At 71.8% G+C, this 24,905-nt stretch carries 24 protein-coding genes and 2 tRNA genes; 9 read left to right on the top strand and 17 right to left on the bottom strand.

The genetic code is table 11. The features are described 5' to 3' along the window. The first annotated feature begins 66 nt into the window (after window positions 1-66). Window positions 67-864 carry a histidinol-phosphatase gene (hisN, locus tag IE109_RS23515; RefSeq protein ID WP_189553027.1) on the top strand — a complete coding sequence of 266 codons (798 nt, stop codon included), beginning with the start codon at window positions 67-69 and terminating at the stop codon, window positions 862-864. A gap of 239 nt (window positions 865-1,103) precedes the next feature. Beyond that, window positions 1,104-1,508, top strand: a complete 405-nt coding sequence (locus IE109_RS23510; protein ID WP_189553026.1) for a CBS domain-containing protein — start codon at window positions 1,104-1,106, stop codon at window positions 1,506-1,508. A gap of 72 nt (window positions 1,509-1,580) precedes the next feature. Here the strand turns inward: IE109_RS23510 and IE109_RS23505 are convergent, their stop codons facing one another. Beyond that, window positions 1,581-3,032, bottom strand: coding sequence for a catalase (locus IE109_RS23505; RefSeq protein ID WP_189553025.1), 1,452 nt, complete (start codon window positions 3,030-3,032; stop codon window positions 1,581-1,583). Window positions 3,033-3,185: 153 nt separating this feature from the next. Here IE109_RS23505 and IE109_RS23500 point away from each other — a divergent pair, with 153 nt between their 5' ends. Continuing rightward, entirely contained in the window at window positions 3,186-3,602 is a 417-nt protein-coding gene (locus IE109_RS23500) for a Fur family transcriptional regulator (RefSeq protein WP_189553024.1), read from the top strand. Window positions 3,603-3,843: 241 nt separating this feature from the next. Here IE109_RS23500 and IE109_RS23495 read toward each other — a convergent pair. Continuing rightward, window positions 3,844-3,917, bottom strand: a tRNA-Met gene (locus IE109_RS23495). Between the two features lie 349 nt (window positions 3,918-4,266). On the opposite strand from IE109_RS23495, the gene IE109_RS23490 reads away from it, so the two are divergent. Then, a complete protein-coding gene (locus tag IE109_RS23490) occupies window positions 4,267-4,773 on the top strand; it encodes a hypothetical protein (RefSeq protein WP_189553023.1) in 507 nt (168 codons plus the stop codon). Window positions 4,774-5,140: 367 nt separating this feature from the next. Here IE109_RS23490 and IE109_RS23485 read toward each other — a convergent pair whose 3' ends face one another. The 3 genes from IE109_RS23485 to IE109_RS23475 all read right to left on the bottom strand — a co-directional run bounded on the left by IE109_RS23485 (window position 5,141) and on the right by IE109_RS23475 (window position 10,339). Next, a complete protein-coding gene (locus tag IE109_RS23485; protein ID WP_189553022.1) occupies window positions 5,141-7,000 on the bottom strand; it encodes a tetratricopeptide repeat protein in 1,860 nt (619 codons plus the stop codon). Between the two features lie 217 nt (window positions 7,001-7,217). After that, window positions 7,218-7,291, bottom strand: a tRNA-Met gene (locus tag IE109_RS23480). A gap of 75 nt (window positions 7,292-7,366) precedes the next feature. Continuing rightward, window positions 7,367-10,339 carry a UPF0182 family membrane protein gene (locus IE109_RS23475; protein ID WP_189553274.1) on the bottom strand — a complete coding sequence of 991 codons (2,973 nt, stop codon included), beginning with the start codon at window positions 10,337-10,339 and terminating at the stop codon, window positions 7,367-7,369. Window positions 10,340-10,477: 138 nt separating this feature from the next. On the opposite strand from IE109_RS23475, the gene IE109_RS23470 reads away from it, so the two are divergent. Beyond that, window positions 10,478-11,032, top strand: a complete 555-nt coding sequence (locus IE109_RS23470) for a PPA1309 family protein (RefSeq protein ID WP_189553021.1) — start codon at window positions 10,478-10,480, stop codon at window positions 11,030-11,032. Window positions 11,033-11,177: 145 nt separating this feature from the next. Here IE109_RS23470 and IE109_RS23465 read toward each other — a convergent pair whose 3' ends face one another. From IE109_RS23465 to IE109_RS23450, 4 genes are all read right to left on the bottom strand, one after another. Further along, window positions 11,178-12,266 carry a YlbL family protein gene (locus tag IE109_RS23465; protein ID WP_189553020.1) on the bottom strand — a complete coding sequence of 363 codons (1,089 nt, stop codon included), beginning with the start codon at window positions 12,264-12,266 and terminating at the stop codon, window positions 11,178-11,180. Window positions 12,267-12,341: 75 nt separating this feature from the next. Next, the gene (locus IE109_RS23460) at window positions 12,342-12,512 is read right to left on the bottom strand and encodes a hypothetical protein (protein ID WP_189553019.1); all 171 of its coding nucleotides are present in this window, start codon (window positions 12,510-12,512) and stop codon (window positions 12,342-12,344) included. A gap of 128 nt (window positions 12,513-12,640) precedes the next feature. Beyond that, the gene (locus IE109_RS23455; RefSeq protein ID WP_189553018.1) at window positions 12,641-13,102 is read right to left on the bottom strand and encodes a molybdenum cofactor biosynthesis protein MoaE; all 462 of its coding nucleotides are present in this window, start codon (window positions 13,100-13,102) and stop codon (window positions 12,641-12,643) included. Between the two features lie 102 nt (window positions 13,103-13,204). Continuing rightward, window positions 13,205-14,338 carry an SDR family oxidoreductase gene (locus IE109_RS23450; protein WP_189553017.1) on the bottom strand — a complete coding sequence of 378 codons (1,134 nt, stop codon included), beginning with the start codon at window positions 14,336-14,338 and terminating at the stop codon, window positions 13,205-13,207. 190 nt (window positions 14,339-14,528) lie between these two features. Between IE109_RS23450 and IE109_RS23445 the strand changes: the two genes are divergently transcribed. Further along, the gene (locus IE109_RS23445) at window positions 14,529-15,938 is read left to right on the top strand and encodes a zinc-dependent metalloprotease (RefSeq protein WP_189553016.1); all 1,410 of its coding nucleotides are present in this window, start codon (window positions 14,529-14,531) and stop codon (window positions 15,936-15,938) included. Further along, window positions 15,935-16,456, top strand: a complete 522-nt coding sequence (locus IE109_RS23440) for an NUDIX hydrolase (RefSeq protein WP_189553015.1) — start codon at window positions 15,935-15,937, stop codon at window positions 16,454-16,456. Before IE109_RS23445 ends, IE109_RS23440 begins: the two co-directional genes overlap by 4 nt. Before the next feature lie 55 nt (window positions 16,457-16,511). Here IE109_RS23440 and IE109_RS23435 read toward each other — a convergent pair whose 3' ends face one another. The 4 genes from IE109_RS23435 to IE109_RS23420 all read right to left on the bottom strand — a co-directional run bounded on the left by IE109_RS23435 (window position 16,512) and on the right by IE109_RS23420 (window position 20,353). Next, a complete protein-coding gene (locus tag IE109_RS23435; RefSeq protein WP_189553014.1) occupies window positions 16,512-17,267 on the bottom strand; it encodes an AIM24 family protein in 756 nt (251 codons plus the stop codon). 18 nt (window positions 17,268-17,285) lie between these two features. After that, complete coding sequence (locus tag IE109_RS23430) at window positions 17,286-17,966, bottom strand: AIM24 family protein (RefSeq protein ID WP_189553013.1); 681 nt, start codon at window positions 17,964-17,966, stop codon at window positions 17,286-17,288. Between the two features lie 13 nt (window positions 17,967-17,979). Further along, window positions 17,980-19,668: a TerD family protein gene (locus tag IE109_RS23425; protein ID WP_189553012.1), complete on the bottom strand. Its 1,689-nt coding sequence runs from the start codon at window positions 19,666-19,668 to the stop codon at window positions 17,980-17,982. A 109-nt stretch (window positions 19,669-19,777) separates the two neighbouring features. Further along, a complete protein-coding gene (locus tag IE109_RS23420; RefSeq protein ID WP_189553011.1) occupies window positions 19,778-20,353 on the bottom strand; it encodes a M48 metallopeptidase family protein in 576 nt (191 codons plus the stop codon). A 227-nt stretch (window positions 20,354-20,580) separates the two neighbouring features. Between IE109_RS23420 and IE109_RS23415 the strand changes: the two genes are divergently transcribed. Together IE109_RS23415 and IE109_RS23410 are read left to right on the top strand one after the other, a co-directional pair. Then, window positions 20,581-21,726 (top strand): ThiF family adenylyltransferase, encoded by a 1,146-nt coding sequence (locus IE109_RS23415; RefSeq protein WP_189553010.1) that lies wholly within the window; start codon window positions 20,581-20,583, stop codon window positions 21,724-21,726. A 64-nt stretch (window positions 21,727-21,790) separates the two neighbouring features. After that, window positions 21,791-23,167: an ABC1 kinase family protein gene (locus tag IE109_RS23410; RefSeq protein WP_189553009.1), complete on the top strand. Its 1,377-nt coding sequence runs from the start codon at window positions 21,791-21,793 to the stop codon at window positions 23,165-23,167. A gap of 114 nt (window positions 23,168-23,281) precedes the next feature. Here the strand turns inward: IE109_RS23410 and IE109_RS23405 are convergent, their stop codons facing one another. The 4 genes from IE109_RS23405 to IE109_RS23390 all read right to left on the bottom strand — a co-directional run bounded on the left by IE109_RS23405 (window position 23,282) and on the right by IE109_RS23390 (window position 24,779). Next, window positions 23,282-23,479, bottom strand: a complete 198-nt coding sequence (locus IE109_RS23405; RefSeq protein ID WP_189553008.1) for a hypothetical protein — start codon at window positions 23,477-23,479, stop codon at window positions 23,282-23,284. Window positions 23,480-23,583: 104 nt separating this feature from the next. Further along, window positions 23,584-23,910, bottom strand: a complete 327-nt coding sequence (locus tag IE109_RS23400; protein WP_189553007.1) for a putative WhiB-interacting protein — start codon at window positions 23,908-23,910, stop codon at window positions 23,584-23,586. After that, a complete protein-coding gene (locus IE109_RS23395) occupies window positions 23,907-24,275 on the bottom strand; it encodes a WhiB family transcriptional regulator (protein ID WP_189553006.1) in 369 nt (122 codons plus the stop codon). Before IE109_RS23395 ends, IE109_RS23400 begins: the two co-directional genes overlap by 4 nt. A 171-nt stretch (window positions 24,276-24,446) precedes the next feature. Beyond that, window positions 24,447-24,779: a hypothetical protein gene (locus tag IE109_RS23390; RefSeq protein ID WP_189553005.1), complete on the bottom strand. Its 333-nt coding sequence runs from the start codon at window positions 24,777-24,779 to the stop codon at window positions 24,447-24,449. Window positions 24,780-24,905: the final 126 nt, after the last annotated feature.

The following is a 24,905-nucleotide window of genomic DNA, read 5'->3' as shown; positions in this document are numbered from 1 at the left end:
ACGGGCGGCCACGGGCTGTCAATAGGCCCTGCCGAAGCGGCCGGTCCCCCGGGATAGAGTCGGCCCATGGCCGATTACCACGATGATCTGCGTCTCGCCCACGTCCTCGCGGATGCCGCCGACGCCGCCACCATGGAGCGGTTCCGGGCTCTGGACCTGAAGGTGGAGACCAAGCCGGACATGACCCCGGTGACCGAGGCGGACAGGGCGGCAGAGGAGCTGATCCGCGGTCAGCTCCAGCGGGCCCGCCCGCGCGACGCCATCCTGGGCGAGGAGTACGGCGTGGAGGGCACGGGCCCCCGCCGCTGGGTGATCGACCCGATCGACGGCACCAAGAACTACGTGCGCGGGGTGCCCGTGTGGGCGACGCTGATCGCGCTGATGGAAGCGGGACCGGGCGGCTACCAGCCCGTGGTGGGCGTGGTGTCGGCGCCGGCGCTCGGGCGCCGCTGGTGGGCGGCGAAGGGGTCGGGCGCCTACGCGGGCCGCAGCCTGTCGTCGGCGACCCGTCTGCGGGTGTCCGCCGTCGGCGAGCTGGCGGACGCCTCGTTCGCGTACTCCTCGCTGGGCGGCTGGGAGGAGCAGGGGCGCCTCGACGGGTTCCTCGACCTCACGCGCGCGTGCTGGCGGACCCGCGGCTACGGCGACTTCTGGTCGTACATGATGGTGGCCGAGGGGTCGGTGGACATCTGCGCCGAGCCGGAGCTGTCGCTGTGGGACATGGCGGCGCCGGCCATCGTGGTCCAGGAGGCGGGCGGCGTGTACACCGGCCTCGACGGGAAGCCGGGCCCGCACAGCGGCAACGCGGCGGCGTCGAACGGGCTCCTGCACGAGGAGCTGCTGAGCCACCTCGGCCGGCGCTGAACCCGCCGGGTCCGCGCCCGGGGCCCGGACCGGATCGCGTACGGACGGGCCGGTGAAGCGTACGGGTCCGCGTGCGCGCCGTGGGGGCGTGCGCGCGTACCGGCCGTAGTGGCGTGCGCGCGCCAGGTGCCGCACACCTCTTGTTGCGACCCGTGGCGGCTGCCACTCTGAGAGTCCCCCCACTTGTGAATTTGTGAATCCTTTCTCATGAGGGTTCACCAAGGAGGTGGCTTTCGCCCATGCTCGTCCGTGACGCCATGAGCACGGTGGTCCTCACCATCGGTCCCGCACACACACTCCGCCAGGCGGCCGCCCTGATGGCGGCGCGCCGCGTCGGCGCGGCCGTCGTCCTCGACCACGACACCAGCGGCCTCGGCATCCTCACCGAACGCGACATCCTGACCTCCGTGGGAGCCGGCCAGAACCCCGACCTGGAGACGGCCGGCTCGCACACCACCACCGACGTCGTCTTCGCGGCACCCGACTGGACCCTCGCCGAGGCCGCCCAGGCCATGGCCCACGGCGGCTTCCGCCACCTCATCGTGCTGGACGGCGACGGACCGGTCGGCGTCGTCTCGGTGCGCGACATCATCCGCTGCTGGGCGCCGGTGCGGCTCCGCGAGGCCACGCTGGCCGTGGGATAGCGGACGCGCGAGAGGGCCGGCCCCCGCGTACGGGAGCCGGCCCTCTGCTCACGACAAGCGATCCAGTGCTGTTCAGCCGCGCAGGGCCTGGACCGCGGCCTCCAGCCGCTTGCCGTAGTCCTCGTCCGCCTGGCGGAAGTTGTTGATCGCGCGCTCGGCGATGTCGTCGCGCGAGACCTTGGCGATGAAGCCGGACAGGTTGGCGATCAGGCGCTCCTTCTCCTCCTCCGTCATCAGCCGGTAGAGGTTGCCCGCCTGGACGAAGTCGTTGTCCTCGGCGTGGACGGGGGCCTCCTGGTCGCCGGTCACCCCGGTGACCGGAACCGGCTGCCACAGCGGGCGGCCGGTCTGGTTCGGGCCGCCGAAGCTGTTGGGCTCGTAGTTCTTGGCTCCGGCGTGCCGGCCGTCGTACAGGAAGCCGTCGCGGCTGTGGGTGCGCGCCTCGGTGGCGTGCGGACGGTTCACCGGCAGGTGGTCGGCGTTGATGCCGACGCGGTAGCGGTGGGCGTCGCCGTACGCGAAGAGGCGTCCCTGGAGCATCTTGTCGGGCGAGGGGCCTATGCCGGGCACGAAGTGCGCCGGCGAGAAGATCGACTGCTCGACCTCGGCGAAGATGTTCTGCGGGTTGCGGTTGAGCTCCAGCTTGCCGATCTCGATGACCGGGTAGTCCGCGTGCGGCCACACCTTGGTGAGGTCGAACGGGTTGAAGCGGTACGTCGCGGCGTCGGCGGCCGGCATGATCTGCACGCCGACCGTCCAGGACGGGTAGTCACCGCGCTCGATGGCCTCGCGCAGGTCGCGCTGGTGCGAGTCCGGGTCCTCGCCGGCGAGCTTGTTGGCCTCGTCCTGCGTGAGGCACTTGATGCCCTGGTCGGTCTTGAAGTGGTACTTGACCCAGAAGACCTCGCCGGCCTCGTTGTTCCACTGGAAGGTGTGGGAACCGAAGCCGTCCATGTGGCGGTAGCTCGCCGGGATGCCGCGGTCACCGAACAGCCAGGTCACCTGGTGCGTCGACTCGGGCGACAGGCCCCAGAAGTCCCAGACGTTGTCCGCCTCCTGGGAGCCGGTGTAGGGGTCGCGCTTCTGGGTGTGGATGAAGTCGGGGAACTTGATGGCGTCCTTGATGAAGAACACCGGGGTGTTGTTGCCGACGAGGTCGTAGTTGCCCTCCTCGGTGTAGAACTTCAGCGCGAAGCCGCGCGGGTCGCGGACGGCGTCGGCCGCACCGAGGTTGCCGGCCACGGTCGAGAAGCGAAGAAACGTTTCCGTCTGCTTGCCGACCTCGGAGAGGAAATTGGCCCGGGTGTACCGGGTGACGTCCGCCGTCACGGTGAACGTGCCGTACGCGCCGGCGCCGCGGGCGTGGACCACACGCTCCGGAATGCGCTCGCGGTTGAAGTGCGCGAGCTTCTCCAGCAGCAGCTGGTCCTGCACCAGAACCGGACCACCGACGCCCGCGGTCTCGCTGTTCTGGTTGTCGGCGACCGGCGCGCCGGCCTCCGTGGTGAGCGGTCCCTGCGTCACGTGCGCCTCCTGCGTGTGTCCTGCGAAGTCCTGCAAGTCCTGTCCCTTGGCTAATGCCGTCCCCGATCCTACAATGGACATTGTCTAAGTCAAGTCCGCTTCCAAAGCCACACCGATTCGGGACTTGGGTCCCCTGCTGTTAGGCTGGTTTTCATGAGTGACCTGTTGGAACGACTGCGCGGACGCGGCTGGCGTATGACCGCACAGCGGCGTGTCGTGGCCGAGGTCCTCGACGGGGACCACGTCCACCTGACGGCCGACGAGGTGCACGCGCGCGCCGTGGAGCGGCTCCCCGAGATCTCCCGGGCGACGGTGTACAACACGCTGGGCGAGCTGGTGACGCTGGGCGAGGTCCTGGAGGTCTCCACGGACCGCCGCGCCAAGCGGTACGACCCGAACGCCCACCGCCCGCACCACCACCTGGTGTGCGCCCGCTGCGGCGCCATCCGCGACGTGCACCCCACGGGCGACCCACTGGGCGACCTGCCGGCGACCGAGCGCTTCGGCTTCACGATCTCGGACGTCGAGGTCACCTACCGCGGCGTCTGCCCGAACTGCGTCTCCGCCTGAACTCCGGCGCCGCCGTGCCGCCGCCAGGGCCACCCGGCCATGGCACCGACCCGTAGACCCGTACCGAAGCCCCCGGACGCCACCCGCGCCGGGGGCTTCGGCGTGCCCGGCGGCGGGGAGAGCGGGCCCGGACGCGCGGACGGCCGGGGGCGGGGCCCCGGGACCGCGGAGCCGCCGAGGGGAAATCGACCCCGGACACGCCGAAGGCCCGGATCCTGAGGATCCGGGCCTTCGGTTTCAGTAGCGGGGACAGGATTTGAACCTGCGACCTCTGGGTTATGAGCCCAGCGAGCTACCGAGCTGCTCCACCCCGCGTCGATGAACACAACCTTACGGGACCGCGTGGACCAGCGCAAATCCATAAGAGGGCCTTGGGCTGCCGCCGCAGGAGCGGTCCGTCCGCCGCCCGGAGGGGGCCGCCCGCCGGTTCGGGCGGACCGCACGCGTGCGGGGCGCCTGCGCGGGCGATCACGTGAGTTCGGCGGGAGCGGTCGTGGCTGGGCTCCACCGGGAACGGATCTTCGTCCGCTGCCGGCTGTGGCAAGGTGCTCGCATGTCCAGCCCCATCGCGTACCCGATCTTCCGTTCCCCAAACCCGGCGCTGGCGCTGCGGGTGGCTCGTCAGCTTGTGGGAGTGGGTGACCGGCGGTACGCGGAGGTGTCGGTGGACGTCGAGCTGTGCACCGTCCCGGAAGTGCTGCGGATGCGCGAGGCGCTGCCGGACGCCTGGTTCCGGAAGGAGGATGTCGAGGACTGGGCGCGGGACCCTTCCGACCCGACGGGTCTGCACCGCGGAGTGCACGCGCCCGACCTTTCCGGTGATCCGGACTTCCTCTCCTCGCACCTGCCGCTGTGGGCGTCGATGGAGTACCGGCCCGTGGACAGCGTCGAGGAGGGCTTCGCTGCCTTGGTGGGCCCGAACATCGGCGAGATCTGGTGGTCCGGCTTGATCTGGCCCGACGCACCGGACCGTGGCATCCGCGGCGAAGCCGACAACGCCCGGATCTCCTTGCTGTTCAACTGCCGGACCCTGGGCCTCGACCAGCGTTCCGACGACCACACTGTGCTCGTCCACGTGCGCCGTAGGAGTCGCGACGGGTCCGGTGAACGGCATGCTTCCTGGCTGGCAGAGCGGATCGGTCGGTCGGTCATCGGCCCGCCCCAGGAGTGATCCCTGATCGGTCCCGGCCAGACCGGGTCGATCACGTGACCGCTCCGGCCGCGCATCGTTTCGGGTGGACATGGGGCGGGGTGACCTGGGCGATGCGGAGTGGGAGGGCTGCGGCCGTTCCAGCGCTCCCTTCTGTGGTCGGCGGACGGAACGTGGCAGCCTCTGCTTCAGCGGGTCCAGGCCGAGGCCGACGCGGCAGGTGAGCTCGCGGCACCGGGGCATCCGGCACACGGCCCCGGAGAGGACCGACAGCCGGGCCGCCCGCCTGCGCAAAGACTCACGCGGCTGACGGCCACCCGGCTTCATGAGGACCGGTACCACCGCAGCCCTCACCATCCGGCTCCGAACGTGACCGCCCGGACACCCCCTAGGCGGTCAGCTCCTGGTGCAGCGCCTCGCTGAGCCGCGCGGCCCGCTCGGCGACCTCGGCGGGGCCCAGCTCCACCGCGCGGGCGCACCAGCGGCGGCCCTCGCTGAGCTCCCCCCGGCGGGCGGCGAGCAGCGCCAGGCGCAGGGCGGCCCGGCCGTGACCCGCGCGGGCGGCCCGGGTCCACCAGAGCGACGCCTCCCGCTCGTTGCCGTCGCGGGCGAGCAGCAGACCCAGGTTGAAGGCGCCGTTGCGGCTGCCGGCGTCGGCGGCCTCCCGGTACCAGCGGGCCGCCTCCGCGGTGTCCCCCCGGGCGGCGGCCAGCATGCCGACCCGTACCTGGGCGCGGCGGTGGCCCTGCTCGGCGGCCCGCTCGTACCACTCCTCGCACTCGCTCTTGGGCGCCTGCGGCTCGCCCAGCGCGGGCGGCCCGGAGGGCGCCTGCCGGGCGTCCAGCACGGTCGCGAGGCGGAACGCGGCCTCGGCGCTGCCACCGCCCGCCGCGCACCGCAGGTGCCGCTCGGCCTCCTGCTCGTCACCGTCCCGCAGGCGGGCGATGCCGACCTGGAGCGCGGCCTCGGTGTGGCCGGCCGCGGCGGCCCGCTCGTACCAGCGCAACGCCGTCCCGTCGTCGTCGCGACCCGCGTAGAGGATGCCCAGGTTGAACGCGGCGTCCACGCTGCCGGCCTCGGCGGCCTTGGAGAACCACGGCTCCGCCCCGTTCGGGTCGCCGCCCTGGAGGAGCAGGATGGCCAGCGCGTTGGCGGCCTCGCGGTGACCCGCGTAGGCGGCGCGGCGGTACCACTGCTCGGCCTGGGCGACACGGTTCTGCGCGGCGAACAGCAGCCCGAGGTTGTACGCGCCGTTGACGTCGCCCGCGTCGGTGGCCGCCCGGTACCAGCGCTCGGCGGTCTGGTGCTCGCCCCGGGCGGCGTGCAGGGCGCCCAGCGCGTTGGCGGCGTTGCCGTCGCCGTCCTGGGCGGCGCGCAGCCACCAGACGGCGGCGCTCTCCTCGTCGCCCGCGTCCCGCAGGAGGAACCCGAGCGCGCAGGCGGCGCGCGACTCGCCGTCCTTGGCGGAGGTGAGGTACCAGCGGCCGGCCTCCTTGAGCTCGCCCCTCCGCTCCAGGATGGCGCCCAGGTGCAGGGCGGCACGCCGGTGCCCCCGGGCGGCGGCCTGCCGGTACCACTGCTCGGCGGTCTCGGTGCCCGTGGTGGACGCCGTGTCGTCGGCCGCCTGGGCCCGGGTCTGCTCCTGGCGCTCCAGGGCGCGGGCCAGCCGGTAGGCGGCCTCCCGGTGACCCTGCTCGGCGGCGGCGCGCAGCCACCGCTCGGCGCCGACGTCGCTGCGGTGCTCCAGCAGGTCGGCGAGTGCGTACGCGCCGAGGGCGTGGCCCTGCTCGGCGGACTGGCGCAGCCAGTACTCCGCCGCCGGCTCGTCGCCGCGCTCGCGGTAGTGGCGGCCCAGGGCGTGGGCGGCGGCGGCGGAACCGGCCACGGCGGCGATGCGCCACCAGCCGGCGGCCTCGTCGGCGTAGCCGCGCTGGTGGAGGAGGACACCGAGGTTGTTGGCGGCGGCGCGGTCGCCGTCGGCGGTGGCGGCACGCAGGTAGGGCTCGGCCGCGTCGAGGTCGCCGCGGCGGAGCAGCAGGGCCCCGAGGACGCTCATGGCGGCGGTGTCGCCGTTCTCGGCGGCGCGGCGGTGACGCTCCTCGGTCTCGACGGGGTCGACGGTCTCAGTGCTGTCCATGGCGGTGGACTCCATGGCAGCGTCCCTCATCACATCTGCGGCGTTTTCGGCGTACCGCTGCACAAACCGCCCTGTCTCCAACAGAGTTGCCCTGTCCCCCATAATTCCCATCGTCGCACCACCTGCTACCCGCGTACACCTGGTATACCGCAGCCAGTGAGGTCACTTCAGCGTTTTGTCGACATGCCCACAGGGAGACAAGTCAAACACGTCTCACCTCAACTGCCCCCGCCAGGGCTGTTCTTCGGATGAGCACCGACGCTTGTACACCTACCCCGAAACACGACAAGGGCCCGGATCCTGGAAGGATCCGGGCCCTTGCTTTCAGTAGCGGGGACAGGATTTGAACCTGCGACCTCTGGGTTATGAGCCCAGCGAGCTACCGAGCTGCTCCACCCCGCGTCGTTGTGTCACTACCGTATCACGCCTGCGGGGACCCCCTGCCCGCCCCGGAAGACGGGCAGGGGATGCCGTGCCTCAGCCGTCCGAGGCGGGCTTCGCAGCTCCGGCCGCTCGGGCGCCGGCCGCCGGCTTGGCCGCTCCGGCCGCCGGCTTGCCGTCGGCGTTCTTGCCTGCGTCGGCCTTGCGCTGGGCGTCCGCCTCGGCGACCCGCTGCAACGCCGCGGCCAGCTCGTCCTGCGCCTTGCCGTACGCGGTCCAGTCGCCCTTCTTCAGCGCCGCCTCGCTGTCCGAGAACGCCTTCTGGGCGTCCGCGATGGCCTGGGCCAGCGCCGCCTCGCCGGTGACCGGCGGCTTGGTCGGGTCGCTCGGCGGCGGCGTGGTGGGCGTCTCGCCGTCCACCCCGAAGACCGCGTTCAGCGCCTTGGCGAGGTTGTCCTCGAACACGGTGGTGTCCTTGGTCGTGTCGCCTTCCGGCTGGTCCGCGTCGACGTACGACACGGCCACCTTCCGCATCAGCGGGTAGAGGGCGTTGCGGCCCTGCGCGTAGATGGGCTCGACGTACAGGAAGCCGCCGTCGAGCGGCACCGTCAGCAGGTTGCCGTACTGGATGTCGGAGTCGGCGCCCTTGAGGTCGCGGACGAACTGGGCGACCGAGGGCAGGCTGTTGAGCTTGTTCTGCACCTGCGCCGGGCCCGGCACGTCCTGGGTGACCCTGAGCAGCCTTATCCGGCCGTAGTCCTCGCTGTCGGCGTCGGCGTCGACCGCCATGAAGCCGCCCAGGTTGGGCCGGCCGTTGGGGGTGAACGTCGTCGTCAGCGCGAACTCCTGCTTGGTGTCCCCGGGCATCTTCATGCTCAGGTAGTACGGCGGTACCGCGTTGCCGTCCTTGTTCGTCGGGTCGTCCGGCACCTGCCAGGCGTCACTGCCGCTGTAGAACTGGGCGGCGTCCTGGACGTGGTAGCGGGTCAGCAGCTCGCGCTGGACCTTGAACATGTCCTGCGGGTAGCGCAGGTGCTCCCGCAGATCCGCCTTGATGGCGCTCTTGGGCTCGACCGTGCCGGGGAACGCCTTCATCCAGGTCTTGAGGACCGGGTCCTTGGTGTCCCACTCGTACAGCTTCACCGTGCCGTCGTACGCGTCGACGGTGGCCTTCACGGAGTTGCGGATGTAGTTGACCTGGTTCTGCTGGGCGACCACCGCGCGGGTCTGGTTGCCGGCGGTGAGGGAGTCCGTCGTGGTGTCCCCCAGCGTCGTGCGGGACGCGTACGGGTAGCCGTTCGTCGTCGTGTACGCGTCGACGATCCACTGGATCCGGCCGCCGATGACCGCGGGGTACGCGTCGCCGTCGATGGTCAGCCAGGGGGCGACCGCCTCCACCCGCTGCTTGGGCGTGCGGTTGTACAGGATCCGCGAGCCGTCGCCGATGGCTCCCGAGTAGAGGATCTGCGGCTCGCTGAAGGCCACCGCGTAGGCGGCCCGGTTGAACGCGTTGCCGAGGTTGACCCCGCTCCGGCCCTGGTAGCTGGTGGTCTTCTCGCCGTTCTCCTCGTAGTCGAGCTCCTTCTGCGGCCCGCCCACGATCGAGTACTGCTCGGTCTTCTCGCCGTAGTAGATCCGCTGCTCGTACTTCGGCGTCTGGCCGCTGGTGGGCAGGCCGGACTCGGTGAAGACCGGGGAGCCGTTGGCGTCCGTCGCCGTGCCCGTGGCCATGATCGCGCCGTAGCCGTGGGTGTAGGTGAAGTGGTCGTTGATCCAGTTCCGCTTCGGGATGCCCTTGATGTTGAGCTCACGCAGACCGATGACCGTGTCCTTGCCCTGGTACCGGTCGACGTCGAGCGTGGTCGGGAACTGGTAGTACTTCCGCCGCTGCTCCAGCTGCTGGAAGGTCGGCGACACGATGTTCGGGTCGACCAGCCGGTAGCTGGCCGCCGAGTCGGCGTCCGCCCGCAGCCGGTCCTTGGCCTTGACCGTGGACTTGCCGGAGTAGTTCTCCGGCTTCGTCTGGTCGATGTCGTAGGCCTTGCGGGTCGCGTCGATGTTCTTCTCGATGTACGGCGCTTCCTTGGCCTGCTCGTTCGGCTGGACCTGGAACTTCTGCACGATCGCCGGGTACAGCCCGCCGATGAGGATCGCCGACAGGACCATGAGCCCGAAGCCGATCACCGGAAGCTGCCAGGTGCGGCGCCAGAGGGTGGCGAAGAACAGCACGGCGCAGATGACCGCGATGCAGAAGAGGATCGTCTTCGCCGGGAGGTAGGCGTTGGCGTCGACGTACCGCAGGCCCGTCCAGTTGCCGGTCGCCTTGAAGTCGCTGGACTTCACGGCCAGGCCGTACCGGTCGAGCCAGTACGCGACGGCCTTCAGGGAGACGAAGACGCCCAGCAGCACGGAGAGGTGCCCGGTCGCCGCGGCCGTCGCGCGGGCACCCGGGCTGGTGATGCGCAGCCCGCCGTACAGGTAGTGCGTCAGGGCCGCGGCGATCAGCGACAGCACGGTCGCGGCGAACCCGAAGCCCAGCAGGAACCGGTACCAGGGCAGGTCGAACGCGAAGAACGACACGTCCAGCCCGAACTGCGGGTCCTTCTGGCCGAAGGGCACGCCGTTGACCCACATGAGCCAGGTGCGCCACTGCCCGGAGGCGGAGGCGCCCGCGATCAGCCCGATCAGGGCCGTGATCGCCAGGAGCACCCACTTCTTGTACGGGGCGACCCCCATCCGGTACCGGTCGAGGCTCTGCTGCTCCAGCGACATCGCGCTCAGCGGCGGACGCAGCCGGTGCGCGAGCCAGATGTTCAGTCCCACCGCCACGGCCATCAGGAGGCCGAAGACGGCGAACAGGCCGATCTTGGTCCACAGGGTGGTGGTGAAGACGGACGAGTAGTGGACGGACCTGTACCACAGCCAGTCCGTCCAGAACCCGGCGAACATGACGAAGAGCATGGCCAGCACGGCCAGGACGCCCAGTGTCATGAGCAAGGTACGGGCCCGCCGGGACGGCCGGCCGACTCTGATCCGTGGCCCGGTCGGGCCTCCGCCGCGGTCCGGCATCTGGAAAGCCAACGTGCGCCCCTCGAGTTCGCGGTCGTGTGGTGTAGCAGGCCCAGCGATCGTAGAGCCCACTGATGCAACTTACTGAAGCTTTACCTAGTTCCCGTTCCCGGGTCGAAAGGAGGCAGGATATTGACCATGTCCAACGTTTCCCCCTCAGGCCCCCCGATGGCCGCCAGCCCGCTGACCCGCGCGGTGCTCGAGATCGACGAGTACGCCTCCGGCCTCGGCTGGGACCAGCCGGCCCGGCTGTTCGCCCTCGTCGACACCGCGCGGCTGCGCTCCCAGGAACCGGGGCTGGCCGCCCAGCTCGGCCTCGGCTCCGGTGAGGCCGCCGCCCCGCTGACCCCGATCGAGCAGGACGAGATCCCGGCCGGCCGGCCGCTCGACGAGTTCCTCGGCACCATCGCCTGGCCGGACTCCGTGGCCGGCTGCGCGATGACCGTGGAGCGGCTGATGCTCCCGCCGTCCGCCGAGGCCTCCGTCCCGGACGGCCTCGACGAGGCGGGCCTCGCGAAGTGGGTCGCCGCCCACCCGGACCGGCAGGAGGTCCGTATGACGGTGGCGGTGCTGCGCGACGGCGCCCGCGAGTCGGCGCTCCGGCTGCGGGAGAAGGACTCCCCCACCGAGGTCCTCACCGGCGCCGACCTGGTCCCCGGCCTGGCCGAAGCCCTCGCGGCGACCTTCGCCTGACCGACCCGCCCCGGCCGGGCGCGCCCGGCGGGCGCGTCCCACCGGGCGCCCGGCGTGGTGCGTCCCACCGGACGGCGTCCCACCCGACGGCCGGCGCCGGGTCCCCTCGCACGCGCCGGGCGGCAGGGCGTGGCCCGGGACCGGGTCAGCCGGCCGAGCAGCCGGGGAGGCCCGTGGTGGCGCCCTTGCGGACCTTCTCCAGCGACGCCACCGCGTCCTTGATCGTGTCGACCTTGATCAGGGTGAGCCCGTCGGGCGTGTCGGAGGCCGCGGCGGCGCAGTTCTCCGCCGGTGTCAGGAAGTACCTGGCGCCCGCGTTCCGCGCGCCGACCAGCTTCATCTCGATACCGCCGATCGGACCGACCTTGCCCGCGTCGTCGATGGTGCCGGTGCCCGCGACGAACCTGCCGCCCGTCAGGTCGCCCGGTGTCAGCTTGTCGACGATCCCGAGCGAGAACATCAGGCCCGCGCTCGGACCGCCCACGTCGGCGAGCTTGATGTCCACCGTGAAGGGGAACGTGTGGTCGGTGCCGGCCTGGATGCCGACGATCGCCCGGTCGCCCTCGTCGGACGTCCTGGTGGTGACGGTGACCCGCTGGGTGGTGGTGGGCTCCCGGCCCGCCTTCTCCGCCGCCGCCGCGTCCTTCGCCGGGACGATGGTGAACACCACCGGCTCCTTCGGCTTGTGCCTGGTGACGAGCTTGGCCACGTCCTGCGGCTCCTTGACCGGCGTACCGTCCACGGCCCTGACCACGTCGCCCGCGTGCAGGGTGCCCTCGGCGGGACTGTCCTTCTGCACGGAGGAGACGACCACCCGGGACGCCACGGGGATGCCCAGCTGCCGGAGGGCGGCGACCTTCGCGCTCTCCTGGGACTGGCTGAACTCCTCGGCGTTCTCCTGGGTCGACTGCTCCTCGGTCTTGCCGTTCGGGTACAGCGTGTCGTGCGGCACCACGACGCTGTCGTGGGCGAGCCATCCGTACACCGCCTCGACCAGGTTCATCCGATAGCCCGCACCGGTGACCCTGACCGTCGTCATGTTGAGGTGCCCGGACGTGGGGTAGGTCTTGTGACCGGAGATCTGCAGCACCGGCTCGCCGTCGGCCTCGCCGAGCGTGTTGACCGTCGGACCCGGGCTCATTTCCGAGTAGGGCACCGGGAAGAACACACCCGCGCAGAGCAGCGCGATCAGGACGAGGGTGGAGGCGAGCATCGTCGCGGTGCGGCGTGGCATGGAACGACAGTACGGGACGCGTGCGTCCGTGCACCCCTGGGGCCGGTCCGTCCGGGGGGACGCCCAGGAGCGGGCTCAGACCGTGCCGCTGCCCGAGTGGGACTTCTCCATCACCTCGCGGAAGCGCGCGTAACCGGCCAGCTCGGCCACGTCACCGGTGGTCCGGTCCCGTGAGGCCCAGCTCCCCCATATAGCGGCTCCGATGGCAGCGAACAGCGGAATCAACAACCAGGCGAGGACTGCCATCGCGACCTCCCGTCCCCAGTGAGCACAACGCGCGCTGACTGATCAGCAGATTAACCATCCGTCGGTTCAACGCTCACGCCAGGGGTCCGGTTACGCAAATCGGACGCTTGCCCACCCTGCGGATCGGCTCAGCAGGCGCCGACCCACTCCTCGGTACCGTCGGAGAAGCGCTGGTGCTTCCAGATCGGCACCTCGTGCTTGAGGTCGTCGATCAGCTTGCGGCACGCTTCGAACGCCTCCGCCCGGTGCGGGCACGACACCGCGACGACGACGGCCAGGTCGCCGACGGCCAGGTCGCCCACCCGGTGGACGGCGGCCAGCGCACGCACCGGATGGTCCGCGACGACCTTCTCCGCGACCCGGCGCAGCTCGGCCTCGGCGGTGGGGTGCCGCGAGTATCCGAGGGCGTCGACGTCGGCGCCGCCGTCGTGGTTGCGCACGGTGCCCACGAAGAGGGCGGTCCCCCCGGCCGCGTCGTCGCCGACGGCCCGGAAGACCTCGTCGAGGGAGAGCGGGGTGTCACGGATCGCCAGCAGCCGGATCGGATCCGCCGCCGCGCGCTCGCCGGGGTGGTCGTACATGGGTGCCATGCAGCCCATCGTGCCGCACGGCACTGACATCGCGGAATAGCGTTTTCGACCTGCCAGGCCACGCGCGCGTTGGAGCCTCCTACAGGGCCGCGCCCCGGAGCCTCACAGCCCCCGGCGCTTGCGGGCCCGGCGTACCAGGGCGGCGGTGCCCAGCAGGGCCACCGTGGCGCCCGCGGCACCCGCCGCGGTGGCGTCCTTGCGGCCGAGGCGGCGGCCCGCGACCGTGTGGCGGCCCTCGACCTCCTCCAGGAGCGCGGCGAGGACCTCCTCGTTGGTCCACCTCGGCCGCCAGCCGGCGTCGTGCAGCCGCCCGACGCTGACCACCCACGGGTGCATCGTGTACGCCAGGTCCCCGGCCGGTGAGGGGGTGAGCCCGATCCTGTGGAGCCGGGCGGCGGCCCCCAGGGCCACCGCGGACGGCAGCTCCATGCGGCGGACGCCGCTCAGCTCCTCGACCTCCTCCTGCTCCAGCCAGCCGTCGCAGCCGACCGCGAACTCGCCCTCCACCTTCTCCAGCGCCGCGTACTCCAGCGCGCTGACCAGGTCCTCGACGTGGCAGAACTGCCAGGCCGGCCGGGACCCGGCGACCACCAGCAGGCGGGGCGACTCGAAGTACCGGGTGAGTGCCGTGTCGGTGCCGCCCACGAGGACGGCGGGGCGGACGACCGTGACGTTCAGGCCGGGGTGCGCCCGGGGCGCCCGGCGCGCCAGACGCTCGATCTCCAGCAGGTCGCCCACACCGGTGGCCTCGGCGGTGGCCCGCAGCTCGGCGTCCTCGGACAGCGGGATGTCGTTGTCGGGCAGCGCCCCGTACACCATGGCGGAGGTGCACAGCACGACCCGGTGGACGCCCGCCGCGGCGGCGGCGGTCAGGACGGTCTGGGTTCCGCGCACGTTGTACGCCGTCCGGGCGGCCGCGTCCGTCTCCAGGTCGAGGTCGAGGGCCAGGTGCACCACGACGTCGGCCCCGCGCAGCTTCTCGGCGATGGCCGGGTCGCGCACGTCGAGGATCTGCCACTGCGCCTCGGACACCTCGCCGCGGCGCTCGTCGATGGCGATGACCTGCTTGACCTCCTCGGACTCGGCGAGGCGCCGGGTGAGCAGGTCGCCTACGCCGGACGCGGCACCGGTGACCGCGACGACGGGGCCGCGGCCGGCGGACGGGGTCGAGTTGTTTCGCCTCTGGCGAACTTCAGCGTCGTGCGCTGCGGGAACCTGTGGATCTGGGGAACTCACCGGGCGTCTCCAGCGGTTGTCTTCAGTACGTACGTGTATGACGCGTACGTACCAGGTGGCGTCCATCCTGCCCCAGGCCATGAGCCGGCGGAGCACCGAGCCCACATCCGGCTCGGATGTCTACGCTGGTGGTGTTGTCGGGCAGCCGCCGCCGGCAGGAAGCCGGCGGCCCTACGAGCCGAGGAACCCCGTGAGTGACACCCCATTCGGATTCGGCCTTCCGCCGGAGGAGCCGGAGGACGGCGACGAAGGCAAGAAGAAGGGACCTGCCGAAGGTGGCCAGGGTGCCGGTGGCAACCCCTTCGGGTTCGGCGGCATGCCGGGCGACAACCCGTTCGCGGCGATGTTCGGCTCGCTGAACCCCACGGACCTGGGGGCGGCCTTCCAGCAGCTCGGCCAGATGCTGAGCTATGAGGGCGGGCCCGTCAACTGGGACATGGCCAAGCAGATCGCCCGCCAGGCGGTCTCCCAGGGCACGCCCGACGGCACCAAGGACGCCAGCGTCGGCCCCGCCGAGCGGGCGGCCGTCGAGGAGGCCGTGCGCCTGGCCGACCTGTGGCTGGACGGCGTGACGTCGCTGCCGTCCGGAGCGGGCACCGCCGTGGCGTGGAGCCGCGCGGAGTGGGTCGAGGCGACCCTGCCCGCCTGGCAGCAGCTGGTGGACCCGGTCGCCGAGCAGGTCGGCGCGGCCATGGGCAATGTGCTGCCGGAGGAGATGCAGGCCATGGCGGGCCCGCTGATCGGCATGATGCGCTCCATGGGCGGCGCGATGTTCGGCCAGCAGATCGGCCAGGCCGTGGGTGCCCTGGCCGGTGAGGTGGTCGGCTCCACCGACGTCGGTCTGCCCCTGGGGCCGGCCGGCAAGGCCGCGCTGCTGCCGCTGAACGTGGCGGCGTTCGGCAAGGACCTCGGGGTGCCGCAGGACGAGGTACGGCTGTACCTGGCTCTGCGCGAGGCCGCTCACCAGCGGCTCTTCGCCCATGTGCCGTGGCTGCGCTCGCACCTGTTCGGCGCGGTCGAGGGGTACGCCCGCGGGATCAAGGTCGACACCGGCAAGCTGGAGGACGCGGTCGGCGGGCTCGACCCGTCCAACCCGGAGCAGCTGCAGGAAGCCCTCCAGCAGGGCATGTTCCAGCCGGAGGACACACCGGAGCAGAAGGCCGCGCTGGCGCGCCTGGAGACGGCGCTCGCGCTGGTCGAGGGCTGGGTGGACGCGGTGGTGCACGAGGCCGCCAAGAGCCGCCTGACGTCGGCGGGCGCCCTGCGCGAGACGCTGCGCCGCCGCCGCGCGTCGGGCGGTCCCGCCGAGCAGACGTTCGCCACCCTGATCGGTCTGGAGCTGCGGCCTCGCCGGCTGCGGGACGCCGCCCGGCTGTGGGCGTCGCTGACGGACGCGCGCGGTGTCGACGGCCGTGACGGCCTGTGGGCGCACCCGGACATGCTGCCGACCGCGTCCGACCTGGACGACCCGGACGGCTTCGTCCACCGCGAGCACCTGGACTTCTCCGAGCTCGACAAGATGCTCGGCGAGGCCGCCGGGCAGGACGGGCGCGACGAGCGGGACCGGCGCGACCAGGGTGAGGACGACTCCGAGAAGTGAGCCTGCACGATGACGCCGTCCTCGTACTGAAGGGGTACGAGGACCAGCCGGAGCTGCGGCAGGTGTATCTGGACCACCTCGCGGCCCACCCGGACGGGATGTGGAAGGCGTGCGGCGCCGGGCACCTGACGGCCAGCGCGCTGGTGGTCGACCCGGCGCGCGGCCGGGTCCTGCTCACCCTGCACAAGAAGCTGGGCATGTGGCTGCAGATGGGCGGCCACTGCGAGCCGGGGGACGGGACGGTCGCCGGGGCGGCGCTGAGGGAGGCCACGGAGGAGTCGGGTATCTCCGGGCTGACGCTCCTGCCGGGCGGGCCGGTCCGGCTGGACCGGCATCCGATCCCGGCGCCGTGCCACTGGCACCTCGATGTGCAGTACCTGGCGGTCGCCCCGCCGGACGCGGTGGCGGCGATCAGCGAGGAGTCGCTGGACCTGCGCTGGTTCGGGTACGAGGAGGTGGCGGCCGTGGCCGACGCGTCGGTCGTGCGGCTGGCCGAGGCGGCCCGGGCGGCGCTGTAGGACACGGGCCGGGGGCGGTCTCCCGGAGGGGACCGACCCCGGCCCATGGGGCCCGTCAGTTCCAGGCGTTGTTCTGGTTCTGGGCGTGGGCGCCGTGCTGGCCGACGCCGAACTGGGCGCCGAGCCCCTGCCCGATCTCGGCGTTCTGCGGCGGCATGACCTCGCTGGGCTGGACGAGCGCGAAGCCCTGGCCCAGGAAGCTCAGCTCCCAGCCCTCCCCGGTGGTGCCGCGCCGGCGGCGCACCTGGGAGGAGTGGGTCTGCGCCTGCATCTGGACGCGCAGCGACGACGACCAGGCGACGATCGCGTCGGCGTCGGCGTTGACGTACTTCTCCGGCGTGACCTGCATCATCAGCGGCTGTCCGGAGGTCATCAGGGCGACCTTGCCCCGGCCGGAGATGTTCAGCTGGTACTTGCCGGACCCGGAGATGCCGTACTGGCTGTCCACGGCGATCACTTCGGTGTGCAGGGTGGAGTCCAGCGCCAGGACGTAGGAGCTGTCGACCGTCATGCCCTCCTGGTCGACGTCCACGACGTGGATGTACTGCGCCAGGTTGGCGAAGTACACGGTGCCCTGCCCGGAACAGCGCATCAGGTCCAGGCCCTCACCGGTGTTGGCGCGGGCGCGCCTCTGGTTGTCGGTCCGGTACTCGCCGTCGAAGTCGATCAGACCCTGGTACGCGACCATGGCGCCCTTGCGGGCGAGGACGTCGTCATGGCCGGTCAGGGCCACCCGCAGGAGCTGCGGGTTCTGCACGACGTAGCGCTCCTGGCTCTGCTGTTCGGTGTTGCTGAAAAGCGGGCTCTGCATGGTTGTTCTCGCTCCCCCTCAGCCCCGGACCCGCAGGCGGTCGGTGCTGTCCTCGCTCGGCTGTACGACGACGATGCCCTGTCCCGAGAAGGCCATCTGGTACGCCTCTCCGCTGCCCCGCCCGATCAGGGAGGAGGCCTTGAAGCTGCGCTTGCCCTTGACCTTGAGCGCGGGCGACCACGCCACGAGCGCGTCGGGGTCGACGTACGTCTCGTCCTCGCCCCGGCCGCAGTCGACGACGATCGGGGTGCCCCGCGAGGTCAGGGCGACCCAGCCGGTGCCGGCGAACTGGACGTTCCACAGGCCCTGTCCGGCGAACTTGGCCATGCCCTTGACCCGCTCGGCACCCCACTGGAGGTGGGCGTCGAAGGCCAGCACATTGGTGCCGTTGACGGAGAGCGCGTCGTTGTCGAGGTTGATGACGACGACGTCGGCGCCGTAGTCGGCGAGGTAGAGAAGCCCGTCACCGGAGCACTTCATGACCGGCGCGCCCTCGCCGGTCACCCACTGGGAGGCGATCTGGCGGGCGGCGGGCGGATTCGGCTCGTACTGGACGAAGCCCTCGTAGGCGACGACGGAGCCGGTGCGCGCGTACAGGTCCTGGCCGGAGGCCATGGCGACCTTGAGCATGTGGCGGCCGTGGTTCTCCATCCGGGCCGCGACGGGGGTCGGGGCGTAGCCCGCGAGTTGCTGGTTCATTGTTCGGGCTCCCTCAGACCTCGTAGGGCTGGACGACGATGAAGTTGCCGGGGGCGCCCCGGAACTGGAGGTTGACGGTCTCCCCGCTGTGGCCCGGGTAGGCGTTCCGGCGCAGGCGGACCTGGCTGGAGAGGATCACCTGGGAGGCGGCCGACCAGGCGACGACCGCGTTGCAGTCCGCGAAGGTGGTCGGGGTGACGGGCAGCACGACCGGGACGCCGTGCGTCTTCACGACGACGGTGCCGGTGCCCTGGAACTGCATGGTGAACAGCGCGCCGCCGGGGATGCCGTGGCCCTCGATGCGGCGGACCTCGTACTGCAGCGACTCGTCGAAGGCGAGCACGTTCTCCGCGGAGACGCAGATGCCGTCGCCCTGGAGCTCGATGGGGTGCAGATGGGCACCGTCCTCGGCGAGGAACACCTGGCCGCGTCCGGTGCAGCGCATCAGCTGCATCTCCTGGCCCGTGGCGTTGCCGACGATACGGCTGGAGAAACCGGCACCCTTGTAGCCGAAGTCGACCTTGCCCTGGTACATGACCATGCTGCCCTGCCGGGCCAGGACGGGCATGCCGCCCATGGCCAGGTCGACCCGCATGAGCTGCTGGTTCTGTGGCGTCCAGCGCTGGCCGGTGGCGGTCTCCCGGTACTTCTGGAGTGCGGCCTGCAGACCGGCGCCCGCCTGGGGGGCGCCCTGCGGGACGCCCTGGGGCATGCCGGGCGGCATGCCCATGGGTGGCATTCCCCCGGGCGGCATGCCCATGGGCGGCTGCTGTCCGTACGGCTGGGCGTACTGCTGCTGGCCGTAAGCGGCCGGTGCCGGCGCGCCGTGCGGCGGGGTCTGGCCGGGGACCTGGCCGTACTGCGGATGCTGCGGCGGCTGGGGCGCGGCCGGCTGCTGGGGCGGCTGGCCGTACGGGGACGGGGCGCCGTGCGGCGGGGTCGGCGCGACCGGCGCCATGGGCGCGGCGAGCGTCGGCGCGGCGTGCACGGGCTGCGCCGGAGCGGGAGCCGGTGCCGGTACGGGGGCCGGTGCCGAGGGGGCGCCGAACGACGGCGCGGGCTGTGGCGCCTGCGGGGCGGCCGGGGCGGCGGGCGTGCCGGGGGCGGCGAACGGCGGCGGCGCGAACGACGGCGCCGCGGACTGCGCCGGCTGCTGCGGAGCGGCCGGCTCCTCCTCGGCGACCTCGCCGCCGAAGTTCTTCAGCAGCGCCTCCAGCCCGCCGTCGAAGCCCTGCCCGACGGCGGCGAACCGCCATACGTCCTTGAGGTAGAAGTCCCCGAGCATCACCGCGCGTTCGGTGCTGAACTCCGAACCGTCGAAGGCGTACCGGGCGACCTCCTCGCCGCCCGCGACGATACGGAGGTAGCCGGGCCCCACCTGGGACATCTGCCCGGCGCCGTCGATCGTCGCGGTGAAGGACAGCTTGTGGACGTGCGGCGGGACGCGGTCGAGGGTGACGCGGAAGGACTCGGTGTCACCGGCCTGAGCGCCGAGCAGCTGGATGGACTCCTCGGGTGACTTCGGCTGGTTGAAGAAGATGAAATACCGGTCGTCCGAGAGCTGCTCATTGGCGTCCAGGCCGAAGCAGCTGATGTCGAAGGTCAGACCTGGAGCGGTGATCTGCACGCCCACGTACAGATCGGTTCCGGGTGTGAGATCGCTGATCTTGGCCTTGTGGCCCCGTTGGAATTCCCTGGCCATGCGTAACGACCGTCCCCCATCCCGATTTTTCGAATGCGTCGCGTCAGGCTAACGGCTGGCGACGACAATGAGCCAAGTCGGGACTGTTTCGGTACAGGACTGATGAATGTCACTCTCCGCGATCGGCCGGGCTGTGTGGCAGCCGGGCCGCCGCGACGACTCCCTCGAGGTAGCCGCGGGCCCGTTCGGTGCGGGGGTACGCCTCCAGCAGCCGCCAGAACCGTGGCCCGTGTCCCGGAACCAGCAGATGGGCCAGCTCGTGGACGAGGACGTAGTCCACCACGTACTCCGGCATGCCCTGCAGGCGGTGCGAGAGGCGGATACTGCCCTCCGCCGGGGTGCAGGAGCCCCAGCGGGTGTTCTGATTGGTCACCCACCGCACGGACGTCGGCCGCGCCCTGCCGCCGAAGTACTGGGCGGACAGGCGTTCCGCCCGCTCGGCCAGCTCCGTGTCGCCGGGCATGCGCTTGCTCTCCTGGGCGGCGAGCTTGTCGAGCATCACGCTCACCCAGCGCCGCTCCTCCGCCTCCGACATCCGGGCGGGGATGAGCACGACCGTCCGGTCGCCCTCGCGGTAGGCGGAGACGGTCCTGTTGCGCCGGGAGCTCCTGCGGACCTCGACCGCGCGCGTACCCGCGCTACGGGGCGGATCGCTCGTGGGACTGCGCTGAGGGTCGGCTGGCACGCCCCGACGTTACCCGCTGTCAGCAGGGGAAGTCCCGCCTGGGGAACGGTTGGCGTGTGATCCGTCCACAGGCTGCCCCATTCGAACGACTAATGCGCCGCACCTGTGGACAACTTTTTCCGCCCGGCGCCGGAGCCGGGCATTCTGACGACGGGCCGGGAGATCGGCGCAGACCGCCGGGGCGCACCGGAGATCACCGGCGGTCGATGAGGATCACGGGGGCGGATATGCATCCGATGCTGAAGCCGGCGCTGCGGCGCGCCTGGCGCAATCTGCAGTGCGTGCAGTTCGGGGCGGCGCCGGCACACGCGGTGGTGGTCGGTCCGGTGGACACGACGACGGGCAGTCTGCTCGCGCTGTTCGACGGGACGCGAGGGCTGGATCCGCTCCGCGCGGAGGCGCGGGCGCTGGGGCTTCCCGACGGGCGGCTGGAGGCACTGCTGGACCGGCTGGCGGAGGCGGGGCTGCTGGAGGACGCGGCGGCCGGCGGCCCGGCGCTCGAAGCGCTGCGGCGGGAGGGCGGCGGTTTCGACCGGCTGCGCGCCGATCTGGGTTCGCTGTCCGTCGTGCACCGCGAACCGGGCGGTGCCGCCCGGCGGTTGGCGGCCCGGCGCGGTATGCGGGTGCAGGTGCGGGGGGCGGGACGGGTGGGCGCGGGCATCGCGGCCCTGTTGTCGGCGTCGGGGGTGGGCCGGGTGGAGGTGCGGGACGGCGATCGTGTCGAGCCGTGGGACGTGGCGCCCGGCGGGCTGCCGGCCGAGGCGGTGGGCGAGCGGCGTGACGCGGCGGCCCGGCGGCTGGTGGGGCGGTCGGCCCCGGGGGGCCGGGCCGCGCGGCCGGTGCGGAACGGCCGGGCGGCGGGCTCGGAGCCGGGGTTGTCGCTGGTCGTGGTCGCCCCGCGGGACGGGCTGGCGGCGTACGCCCCCGACCCGGTGCCCGCCGGCGAGTGGGTGGCCACCGGTACGCCCCATCTGTACGCGGGGGTGATCGAGGCGACGGGCGTGGTGGGCCCGCTGGTGCTGCCCGGCGGCACGGCCTGCGCGGGGTGTGGGGAGCTGGAGCGGTCCGACCGGGACCCGGCGTGGCCGCGGATGCTGGCGCAGTGGCGTTCGGGGCGGCGCGGCAGGGTGCCGGCGTGCGATCAGGGACTGGCGGCCGCGGTGGCGGGGCTCGCGGCGGCGCACGCGGTGTCGTTCCTGGACGGGGAGCTTCCGGCGAGCACCGGCGCCCGCTGGGAGGTGTCACTGCCGTTGCTGGAGTGGCGCTCGGAGCGGATGTCGCCCCATGCCGGCTGTTCCTGCGGGGCGGGCCGGCGACCGGAGGGGGTGCGCGCCTCGGGGCCCGTGAAGGGGCAGGACACAATGGCGGGGTAACCGCGGCCGACGAAGCGACGCCCACGGCAAACGCGGAACGGCAGCCTGGGATTTGGAGGGGCGTATGTCTGATCTTCCCCGGAAGGCGGTAACCCGTACCGTCAAGTTGGCCGCGTTGCCCTTGGGCTTCGCCGGCCGGGCCACATGGGGGCTGGGCAAGCGGATCGGGGGCAAGTCCGCGGAGATCGTCGCCCGCGAGTTGCAACAGCGCACGGCGGATCAGCTGTTCCGGGTGCTGGGGGAGCTGAAGGGGGGCGCGATGAAGCTCGGGCAGGCACTGTCCGTCTTCGAGGCGGCGCTGCCCGGGGAGATGGCCGGCCCCTACCGGGCGGCATTGACCAAGCTCCAGGAAGCGGCTCCTCCCATGCCGACCCGCACGGTCCACTCGGTGCTGGAGGCGCGGCTCGGCGAGGACTGGCGCGAGCTGTTCCTGGAGTTCCGGGACAAGCCGTCGGCCGCCGCGTCGATCGGCCAGGTGCACCGGGCCGTGTGGCACGACGGGCGCCAGGTGGCGGTGAAGGTGCAGTATCCGGGGGCGGGCGAGGCCCTGCTGTCGGACCTGACGCAGCTGAGCAGGTTCGCCCGGATGCTTGGGCCGCTGGTGCCGGGCATGGACATCAAGCCGCTGATCACGGAGCTGCGGGACCGGGTGGCCGAGGAACTGGACTACGCCCTGGAGGCCGAGGCCCAGCGGGCGCACGCCGAGGTGTTCGGGGACGACCCGGACGTGGTGGTGCCGGGTGTGGTGCACCAGTGCGACCAGGTGCTGGTGACCGAGTGGCTCGACGGGATACCCCTGGCGGAGATCATCGCGGACGGTACCGCGGAGCAGCGCGACCGGGCGGGGCAGTTGCTCGCCGGGTTCCTCTTCTCGGGGCCGGCGCGGACCGGCCTGTTGCACGCGGACCCCCACCCGGGCAACTTCCGGTTGCTGCCGGACGGGGACGAGGAGGAGGACGTGGCGGGCTGGCGGCTCGGTGTGCTGGACTTCGGCACCGTCGACCGGCTGCCGGGCGGCCTGCCGGAGACCATCGGGGTCTCCCTGCGGCTGGCCCTGGAGGGTGACTCGGCAGGGGTCTACGCACTGCTCCGTGAGGAAGGGTTCGTCAAGGAGGGCATCGACCTCGACCCGGACGCGGTGCTGGAGTACCTCCTGCCGATCATCGAGCCCGCGGAGGCCGACGAGTTCACCTTCAGTCGCGAGTGGATACGCGGCCAGGCCGCCCGGCTCGCCGATATGCGCTCTCCGGCGCACCAGTTGGGCAAGCAGCTCAACCTGCCGCCGTCCTACCTGCTGATCCATCGGGTGACGTTGAGCACCATCGGGGTGCTGTGCCAGCTGAACGCGACAGTGCGGATGCGCGACGAACTGGAGTCGTGGCTGCCCGGCTTCCTGCCCGGGGGCGACGCCGATCCGGCGCCCGTCGAGGCGCACGCCTGACCGTCTCCCGCCGGACCGGGCGTGCGGCGCCCGGTCCGGCGGGGCGGGTCCGGGGGCGCCGGCGCGGCGGTGGTGGCCCGGTGGTGGTGGCCCGGCCCGGCGCGGTGACCGGGGTCACCACCAGGAGGAGTCGAGTCTGCTCTCGATGGCTCTCAGGTGGGCCCGGACGCAGTCGTCGCAGAAGTAGAGGCGGCCCCCGTTCTCCACGGAGCAGGTCCAGGTCACCGGGAGGCCGTCGGCCGTCGCGCCGCAGCGGGAGCACACCACGCTCCGCGCACCCGGCTGTGTGGGAGGAGAAGTCCGCTCGTTCACTACGGGACGATAACCCCGCCGGGCGGCCCGGGCCGTGCGCAACGCACCGCGGGGACCGACCCGTCAGGACCGGTCCCCACGTGGTGATCAGTGCCGCGTGGGCACTAGTTCATGACGGCCATGGCCAGCGCGCGGCGGGCGCGCAGCGACACGCGCTCGGCGCGGCGCTGCATGCGCCGGGCGGCGACCAGGCGCAGGGCCTGGCGTTCCGCGTCGGCTTCCGCCATGCGCTGATGCATATGGGCACGAGCCAGGGCTTCTTGGATGAGTTGCATTTCACGGTTCCTGTTCTGACGCGAAGCGGTGGCGTCGAAGGTGCTGAAGGCTGGGGTCGCGGAGCCGGACGGCTCGCTGGTGGAAGAGGTCATCGGGGCCTGCTTCTGGGGATCGTGCGTGAGGGGGCGGTCGATGGTTCCGGCTCGGACGTTCATGCCGTGACCGGGTTCTTGCGCGGGCGGCCACGCGGCCGCTTGCGGGCGACGACCACGCCCTGGACGAAGAGCTCACCGCCCCAGACGCCCCACGGCTCGCGGCGCTCCTTGGCGCCCGCGAGGCATGCCTCGACGAGCGGGCAGGTGCGGCAGAGGGACTTGGCGTACTCGACGTCGGCCGGCGACTCGGCGAAGAAGACCTCCGGGTCGTAGGAGCGGCAGGGGACGGGTACGCCGAGGTTCTCGATGGCGTCGTCGAGCGCGGTGAGCGCGGTGAGGGGGATCAAGGCGGAGTCCTCCGTGAGGCCGGGCGGGGGGATCGTTTCGGAAGGCGGTACGGACGGGGCGTGCGCTTCGAGTTGCACGGTGTCGTTTTTCCTCGTCTGGTCGGTCCGGCCTGTTGGCCGGTGGGCTGGTACCGGGTACTGCGTCGTCCCGAGGCCCCTTCGCTCCGCCTCGCCCGTTCGGGCAAAACAGAAGGGCCGCGGATCCCGGGTGGGGTTCCGCGGCCCTGAAGGCGCCGGCCTGATCATGGATCAGGCTGGATCACTCCAGGGTTCGAGCCCACGGAAGGCCCACATCGTGTGGTGCTGCTGCGTCTGCGTCTTGGTTTCGGCACCGGTCGCCGCAAAGGCATAGGCCTGGGCCTTGCCTGCTGCTACTCCTGCTTCCAGTGCCTTGGTCGGTCGCTCATTCCGCTCCCGGACGGGCAGAGCCGTCGGGAGGGTGGCAGGACGCACGGCGGCGAAGCCGGGCAGACGGGTGCCGATGAGCGCCGAACCGGAGAGGCCGAGCGAGCAGGCGGAGACGACCGCGCGATCGGTCATTTTGGCGGTGGTGCTGACGGAGCTGCTGTTGATGCTGATCACTGGAATCGCCTCCTCTCGGCGTCTCTGGGGGATCGGTCGGAACCGGTCCCGCGCGTATTCGGATAAGTACAGCACGAAGACAGGGCTTCGGAGAAGCCGCTGTTTCCGTGGTTAAGAACCTATGGG

The organism is Streptomyces lavendofoliae (assembly GCF_014649735.1).
In the GTDB taxonomy this organism is placed as follows: Bacteria; Actinomycetota; Actinomycetes; order Streptomycetales; family Streptomycetaceae; genus Streptomyces; species Streptomyces lavendofoliae.
Note: the sequence above shows the minus strand (reverse complement) of the source record. Positions and strands in the feature narration are given on the sequence as shown.

Coding starts and splice junctions, on each gene's coding strand:
- IE109_RS23475 (WP_189553274.1), bottom strand. CDS start 10,339: ATGCCGGACCGCGGCGGAGGCCCGACCGGGCCACGGATCAGAGTCGGC.
- IE109_RS23425 (WP_189553012.1), bottom strand. CDS start 19,668: ATGGCCAGGGAATTCCAACGGGGCCACAAGGCCAAGATCAGCGATCTC.
- IE109_RS23410 (WP_189553009.1), top strand. CDS start 21,791: ATGTCTGATCTTCCCCGGAAGGCGGTAACCCGTACCGTCAAGTTGGCC.
- IE109_RS23470 (WP_189553021.1), top strand. CDS start 10,478: ATGTCCAACGTTTCCCCCTCAGGCCCCCCGATGGCCGCCAGCCCGCTG.
- IE109_RS23430 (WP_189553013.1), bottom strand. CDS start 17,966: ATGAACCAGCAACTCGCGGGCTACGCCCCGACCCCCGTCGCGGCCCGG.
- IE109_RS23415 (WP_189553010.1), top strand. CDS start 20,581: ATGCATCCGATGCTGAAGCCGGCGCTGCGGCGCGCCTGGCGCAATCTG.
- IE109_RS23485 (WP_189553022.1), bottom strand. CDS start 7,000: ATGGGAATTATGGGGGACAGGGCAACTCTGTTGGAGACAGGGCGGTTT.
- IE109_RS23435 (WP_189553014.1), bottom strand. CDS start 17,267: ATGCAGAGCCCGCTTTTCAGCAACACCGAACAGCAGAGCCAGGAGCGC.
- IE109_RS23400 (WP_189553007.1), bottom strand. CDS start 23,910: ATGAACGTCCGAGCCGGAACCATCGACCGCCCCCTCACGCACGATCCC.
- IE109_RS23460 (WP_189553019.1), bottom strand. CDS start 12,512: ATGGCAGTCCTCGCCTGGTTGTTGATTCCGCTGTTCGCTGCCATCGGA.
- IE109_RS23455 (WP_189553018.1), bottom strand. CDS start 13,102: ATGGCACCCATGTACGACCACCCCGGCGAGCGCGCGGCGGCGGATCCG.
- hisN (WP_189553027.1), top strand. CDS start 67: ATGGCCGATTACCACGATGATCTGCGTCTCGCCCACGTCCTCGCGGAT.
- IE109_RS23500 (WP_189553024.1), top strand. CDS start 3,186: ATGAGTGACCTGTTGGAACGACTGCGCGGACGCGGCTGGCGTATGACC.
- IE109_RS23510 (WP_189553026.1), top strand. CDS start 1,104: ATGCTCGTCCGTGACGCCATGAGCACGGTGGTCCTCACCATCGGTCCC.
- IE109_RS23465 (WP_189553020.1), bottom strand. CDS start 12,266: ATGCCACGCCGCACCGCGACGATGCTCGCCTCCACCCTCGTCCTGATC.